At 65.0% G+C, this 6,360-nt stretch carries 5 protein-coding genes; 3 read left to right on the top strand and 2 right to left on the bottom strand.

From position 1 onward, the window contains the following. The 3 genes from ACIDOCELLA78_RS000000111655 to ACIDOCELLA78_RS000000111645 all read left to right on the top strand — a co-directional run. Nucleotides 1-817: ABC transporter substrate-binding protein (locus ACIDOCELLA78_RS000000111655; RefSeq protein WP_201729697.1), on the top strand; the 817-nt coding region annotated here is incomplete at its 5' end. Nucleotides 818-842: 25 nt separating this feature from the next. Further along, nucleotides 843-2,399 carry an iron ABC transporter permease gene (locus tag ACIDOCELLA78_RS000000111650; RefSeq protein WP_201729696.1) on the top strand — a complete coding sequence of 519 codons (1,557 nt, stop codon included), beginning with the start codon at nucleotides 843-845 and terminating at the stop codon, nucleotides 2,397-2,399. Further along, a complete protein-coding gene (locus ACIDOCELLA78_RS000000111645; RefSeq protein ID WP_201729695.1) occupies nucleotides 2,396-3,403 on the top strand; it encodes an ABC transporter ATP-binding protein in 1,008 nt (335 codons plus the stop codon). The genes ACIDOCELLA78_RS000000111650 and ACIDOCELLA78_RS000000111645 overlap by 4 nt, the downstream gene beginning before the upstream one ends. Nucleotides 3,404-3,713: 310 nt before the next feature. Here the strand turns inward: ACIDOCELLA78_RS000000111645 and ACIDOCELLA78_RS000000111640 are convergent, their stop codons facing one another. Together ACIDOCELLA78_RS000000111640 and ACIDOCELLA78_RS000000111635 are read right to left on the bottom strand one after the other, a co-directional pair. After that, complete coding sequence (locus ACIDOCELLA78_RS000000111640; RefSeq protein ID WP_201729694.1) at nucleotides 3,714-4,754, bottom strand: aliphatic amidase; 1,041 nt, start codon at nucleotides 4,752-4,754, stop codon at nucleotides 3,714-3,716. A gap of 74 nt (nucleotides 4,755-4,828) precedes the next feature. Then, entirely contained in the window at nucleotides 4,829-6,334 is a 1,506-nt protein-coding gene (locus ACIDOCELLA78_RS000000111635) for a cytosine permease (RefSeq protein WP_201729693.1), read from the bottom strand. Nucleotides 6,335-6,360 lie beyond the last annotated feature (26 nt).

The raw sequence follows: 6,360 nt of genomic DNA, 5'->3' as shown, positions 1-6,360 counted from the left end.
CGAGGGCGATCATCCCGACTGGGATATCGGCTGGTTCGATGGCGCGACCGCCGCCGTTTCGCTCGATCAGGCCGGACTCTTGGCCCATGGGCTGCGGCCGCCGGTGACGCTCACCGCGACCGGCCGCTCAATGCTGCCGTCGGACGGTGCCTATGTGCCCACCGGCTTCACTCTCGCGGGCGTGTTCGTGATGAGGAAGTCATCCACGCTCCCGCCGCCGAAGACGTGGAACGATCTCGCCACGCCGCCCTATCGCGGCGTTGTCGGCATGAACGACCCCGCGATTTCCGGCCCGACCTACCCGGCACTGGCCGGCATGCTCAAGACCGCCGGTGGCTGGCCGCAGGGCAAGAGTTTCGTCACCGCGCTGAAGGCCAACGGGTTGCAGGTCTTCGCCAAGAACGATGCCACGTTGGCCGCCCTGCGCAGCGGCACGATCAAGCTGGCGATCGTGCAATCCTCCGCCGCCGTGAACGCGGCCCGCAACAGCGATCACGATCTCACCGTCATCTATCCGCGCCCCGCCTACGTGCTTCCGAACGTCATCGTGCTGCCGAAAGGTTTGCACGGCCGGGCGCTGCGCGAGGCGAAGGCCTTCATCGCCTTTGCCGAAAGCCCCGCCGGTCAGGCCATCCGCAAACGCGAAGGCGAGGGCGACAGCTATTACTGGCCGGTCACCGCGCAATCCGCGCCCCGCCGCGCCTTGCCGCCGCTGACGACGCTCGATCTCGCGACGCTCGACGCGGCAAGCTGGGGCGCACGGGAGAAGGACGTGCTGGCCTGGTTCGCCCACGCGGTCGACGGGGCGGGGTCTTGATCGCGCAGCGCAGACCCGTTTGCCGATGAGGTCCGGCGCGGCCGGCCTGCGGGCCGCGATCATCGCTGTGCCGATCGCGACCTTCTTTGTCTACCCGCTGGTTCGCCTGCTGGTCATGCCGTTTCTTTCCGGTCACGGCGCGGCCGGCGACTGGCCGGCCTTCGTCGTCTCCCTGCTGCTCTCGGTCGGCACGGCGATCATCGCTGCACCGCTCGGCGCGCTTTTCGCCCTCTTTACCACGACGGCGGAGGGCCCGGTCGCCCGCGCCGCCACGCTGACGCTCTGGGGCCTGTTCCTGACGCCGAGTTACATGCTGACGACCGGCTGGATGATCATTTTCAGCAACCACGCCTTGCGCGCCACGCTTGCCGGGCAGGCCTTCTTCGGCGTCGGCGGCCTGATGATGCTCTATGTCGTCAAGGCGCTGCCGTTTTCCGCCCTGGTCGCGCGGGCCACTCTCGCCGCCGCCGATTCGGCGCCGGCCGAGGCCGCCGCCATCCACGGCGTTCCCTTCATCCCGCGCGTGCGGATCGGCCTGCGTTTGCTCGCGCCGGCGATGGCGGTCGGCTTCGCCATCGCGGTGATCGAAACCATGCAGGAATTTGGCATCCCGGCGACGCTCGGCGTCACCAGCCATGTGCCGATCCTGACCTACGCGATCTACCAGCACCTCGCCGAAACCCCGACCGACTTTGCCGGCGCCTCGATCCTGTGCTGGCGCCTGATCGCCGTTGCGGCGGTGTTCGGCGGCATCGCCATGGCCTGCCGGCGGCAGGGGGCGGCGATCCAGAACGGCCGCATGCGGCCGCCCGCGCGGCAGCGCCCGGCGTGGCGGCGGGAACTCGTATTCGCCGCGCTGACATGCGTGTTTGCCCTGGTCGGGATCGTCATTCCGGTCGTGGCATTGTTCGCGCGCGCGCTCCAGCCGCTGCCCGTTCCCATGCCGCATCCCGGCGCGGTGCTGCGCTCGCTCGGCTTCGGCATGGTCGGCGCGACGATGTCGCTCGGCGTCGCCGTGCTGATCCTGCGCCTGCGCGCCTCCCGCGCCCGCCGCATCACGGCGGTGCTCGACGTCGCTCTGGTCGCGAACATGGCGGTGCCCGGCCTCGTGCTCGGCGCCAGCTACATCGTCGCCTTCAACAACGACCTGCTCCCGCTCTATGGCAGTCGGCTTCTGCTGCTGATCGGCTACACCGCGGGCATGGCCCCGCTCGCCCTGCGCATGATGCAGGGCGCGCTGGACGATCTCGATCCCAATCTCGTGGCAGCGGCGCGGCTGCACGGCCTGCCGCGCCTGACGCGGCTGGTGGATATCGAGGGCATGCTGCTGATCCGGCCCTTCACCTATGCTTATCTGCTTGTCGCCGCCGCGATCATGTTCGAACTGCCGGTCTCCGAACTGCTCTATCCGCCGGGGGCCACGCCGCTTGGCGTCGCCATCGTCACGCTCGACCAGATGAGCGACTACGCCGCCTCGGCGCGGCTCGCCCTGTTCGGCCTCGGCGCGATGGCCGGGCTCGCGCTTCTGCTCGCGGCCGGCGTTGCCCTGCTCGCCGCGCCGCGGCGCCTGCGCCCGGCATGAGCGCAGCACTCGCCATCGACGGCGTCGCCGTGCAGCGCGGCGGCCGCCTGGTCGTCGAGGATGCGGCGCTGAGCCTGTCCCCCGGCGAATGCGTCGTGCTGGCCGGCGAGTCCGGATCGGGCAAGACCAGCCTGCTGCGGGTGATCGGCGGGCTCGACCGGCCGGCGCGCGGCGCGATCCGCATCGGCGATGTCCTGGTCGACGATGCCGCCGCCACCTTCGTCCGTCCCGAGGCGCGCGGCCTTGGCATGGTGTTCCAGGATTTCGCGCTCTGGCCGCATCTGTCCGTTCTCGAAAACGTGGCGGTGGTGATCCGCGACCGTGCCGGGCGGGAGCGCAAGGCGCTGGCCCTTCTCGACCAGTTCGGCGTCGCCGCCTGCGCGGGACGCCTGCCGGCCACCCTGTCGGGCGGGCAGCAGCAGCGCGTCGGCCTTGCCCGTGCCCTGGCCGCAGCACCTCGCCTGCTGATGCTCGACGAGCCGTTCTCCAGTCTCGATGTCGAGACCAGGGAAACCCTGCGCACCGAGCTTCGCGCGCTGATCGTCGAAACCGGACTGGCCGCGCTCTGCATCTCGCACGATCCGGCGGATATCGCGCGCCTCGCGGACCGCGTCGCCATTCTTGAAGATCGCCGCCTGACCGCCTGCGCCACGCCGGATGCCATGTTCGCCCGGCCGGCGACCCCCTATGCGGCGCGCCTCGCCGGGCTGTGCGGCGGAGTTCTGGTGCCGGTGCGCGCGGCGGGGGACGACGCCGCCATTGTCTTCGGTGGTACGCCGCTCGGCATTCCCGGCGGCGCCTCCCGCCTCGCCGGTGCGGCCCAGGCGCTGCTGTTCTGGCCGCGCGGTGCGATGTCCCTCGCCGCAGAGGGCATGCCGGCTACCTGCATCGGCGCGCATTTCGAGGCCGGACACTGGCAGGCGTTGTTGCGGATCGACGGCCTCGCCGCCCTGCATGTCGCGGCCGACCGGCTGCACCTGTTTCCGTTCAATCCGGCCGGGTAATGCCGCCCGGGTTATCAACTGTATCCGACACCATACCCGGCCGCGCAAGGAGGAGACGGATACTAAGCGGCCTCATCTTTCTGGCATTCGGAGGACTTATGATCCGCTTGGCTCTGACCAGCCACTGAACTTGCCTCCTGCCACGATCAGAGCCTCGCTCGGACAGCCAAGTGTCAAGCGAAAGCCAGTTCCTTTCATACCGGCATTGTGCAGCGCCTCTCATTGAACGGCCACACCCTCACGATAAAAATGCGAAGGCCAGATTGTTTCCGATCCATCCTCGCGGTGACGCCACGTTGAGTGCGGGCGCTCACTCGGCCGCAAGCCTGACCTCAATCGGGATGCCCTCGATCGGACATTCCTCGGTCCCGAGGCTCGGCCGTGTAAGACCTTCGACCTTCGCGCGCACCGCCTCGGGATTTTCAATCCACTCGCGATAGAAATCGTAGGGGCAGACTGCCTTGCCCGGCTCGTTTTCATGGGAATTCACCATCCCGGTATATCCACGATGGAGCAGCTTGAAGAGGTGGTTCTCCGACTGGCCATTACGGCGTGCGTCGCGCAGTAGGGACTTCGAAAGCTGCGCATACTGGATGCCATACTCCTCCTCCCCGCATTCGCCGAGCGTGCGCCCGTCGAACCCGATGATCGCGGAGTGTCCGAAATAGGAATAAACCCCGTCGAAGCCAGCGGCGTTGGCAACCGCGACATAGACATTGTTGGCCCAGGCCATGGACTTGGCCATCATGACCTGTTGGTCCTTTGCGGGATACATGTAGCCCTGGCAGCGAACAACCAGTTCCGCCCCCTTCATCGCGCAATCGCGCCAGATCTCCGGATAGTTGCCGTCATCGCAGATGATCAGGCTGATTTTCAGGCCCTTCGGGCCCTCCGTGACATAGGTCGTCGACCCTGGATACCAGCCTTCGATCGGCGTCCATGGCATGATCTTGCGATATTTCTGGACGATCTTTCCTGTGTCGTCGATCAGGATCAGCGTGTTGTAGGGCATCTTGCGCGGATGCTCCTCATGACGTTCTCCGGTCAGCGAAAACACGCCCCAAACCTTGGCCTTGCGACAGGCTTCGGCAAAGATCTCGGTTTCGTCGCCCGGAATGACGGAAGCAGTCTCCAACATCTCGTTACGGTCATACATGATGCCGTGCGTCGAATATTCGGGGAAGATCACCAGGTCCATGCCGGGCAGGCCGGCTTTCATCCCGATCAGCATTTCAGCGATCTTCTGTGCGTTGGCCAGTACCTCGGCCTTGGTATGCAGCCGGGGCATCTTGTAGTTGACGACCGCGACGCCGACCGTGTCGTTGCTTGCGGAAATATCACCATGAAGCATGAGCTTTTCTCCTTGAGAGGTGAAAGGGGCGTGGCTGGTCCGACGGCCCAGCCACACGAATCAGCGGTAGGCCATCAAACCGTCGGCGAGCCGAACGACAGCGATGGCGTGGCATGCGGCTTCTTGCACATGTCGGCACAATCGCTGTCGAGCGAGCAGCAGAGCGAGCAGATGCTGCCCTTGTGGAACGGGCAGCCGGTCATGTCCTCCGGCTCGTATTCAAAGCCGCAGGCAACACAGTTCATCGCGGTGTGGCCGACACCCGGATGATAGGACGGGTCGCGCGCGATGTAGTATTTCCCTTTGGTGATGATCGCGAAGATCGGCGACAGCACGAAGGCGACGGCAAGCGCGATGAAGGAGGAAAAGGCCGCAGCGTAGGCCCCGAAGACACCGAAGAACGCGAGCACCGAGATGATCGAGGCGATCACCATCGAGCCGAAGCCGACCGGATTGAAATTGTAGAGATGGGCCCGCTTGAACTCGACATAGGACGGGCTGAGCTTGAGCAGCGGCTTGTTGATCACGAGGTCGGCCGTCACCGCGCCGATCCAGGCAACTGCGACGTTGGAGTAAAATCCGAGGATCTTGCCGAGGAAGTGGAACATGTTGAGTTCCATCATCGTCAAGGAAATGCCGATATTGAGGAAGATATAGACGAAGCGCCCCGGATGCGCGTGCAGCAGGCGGGAGAAGAAGTTGGACCACGAAAGCGAGCCTGAATAGGCGTTCGTGACGTTGATCTTGATCTGCGAGAGGATGACGAAGAACGTCGCCACGCTGATCGCCACCATCCCGGCGCCGAACATCGAGGTGAAGCCGGCATGATACATCTGGATCGGCTCGTTCGCCTGCGCCAACGGGGTGCCGTGTGATACCGCGACGGAGGCGAAGAACGAGCCCATGAGCTGCTTGCTGGCACCGAGAATGACCCAACCGGGGCCGGCGCCGAGTACGGCGAGCCACCAGCCGATCGAGTTTTTCTCCGTCTTGTCCGGCATGAAGCGGAGATAGTCGGCTTGTTCGCCAATCTGCGCGATCAGTGACAGTGCGATCCCGGCGGCAGAGCCGAACAGCAGCGGATTGAAGCCGGAGCCGCTTGGCGACGAGCCGGCGAAGCCAATCCAGCCGGAAATGGCATGCGGATCGACGGCGAGAACCGCGATCGGTGGGCTGAAGAGCAGAAATAGCCAGATCGGTTGGGTCCAGACCTGCAATCTGGAAAGCACGGTCATGCCGAAGGCAACGAGCGGGATGATCATCAGCGAGCCGATCGCATAGCCGAGCGGCAGCGGGATGCCGAAGTAGAGGTTGAACGCCTGCGCCATGATCGAACCTTCAAGAGCAAAGAAAATGAAGGTGAAACTGGCATAGATGACCGAGGTTATGGTCGAGCCCAGATAGCCGAAGCCCGCACCGCGGGTCAGCAGATCGACATCGACATTATATTTTGCGCAGTAATAGGCGATCGGAATTCCCGTCAGGAAGATGACCGTGGCCGCCGCGAGAATGCCCCAGAACGCGTTCGCAAAGCCGAACTGAATGTTGATTTCCGCTGAGATCTGACCCGGGAATTCCATCGAGATTTGACCCGCCCATAGTTTAT

This window comes from Acidocella sp. C78 (assembly GCF_907164655.1).
This window is presented reverse-complemented; position numbering and strand designations above follow the sequence as displayed.

Coding starts and splice junctions, on each gene's coding strand:
- ACIDOCELLA78_RS000000111640 (WP_201729694.1), bottom strand. CDS start 4,754: ATGCTTCATGGTGATATTTCCGCAAGCAACGACACGGTCGGCGTCGCG.
- ACIDOCELLA78_RS000000111645 (WP_201729695.1), top strand. CDS start 2,396: ATGAGCGCAGCACTCGCCATCGACGGCGTCGCCGTGCAGCGCGGCGGC.
- ACIDOCELLA78_RS000000111635 (WP_201729693.1), bottom strand. CDS start 6,334: ATGGAATTCCCGGGTCAGATCTCAGCGGAAATCAACATTCAGTTCGGC.
- ACIDOCELLA78_RS000000111650 (WP_201729696.1), top strand. CDS start 843: ATGAGGTCCGGCGCGGCCGGCCTGCGGGCCGCGATCATCGCTGTGCCG.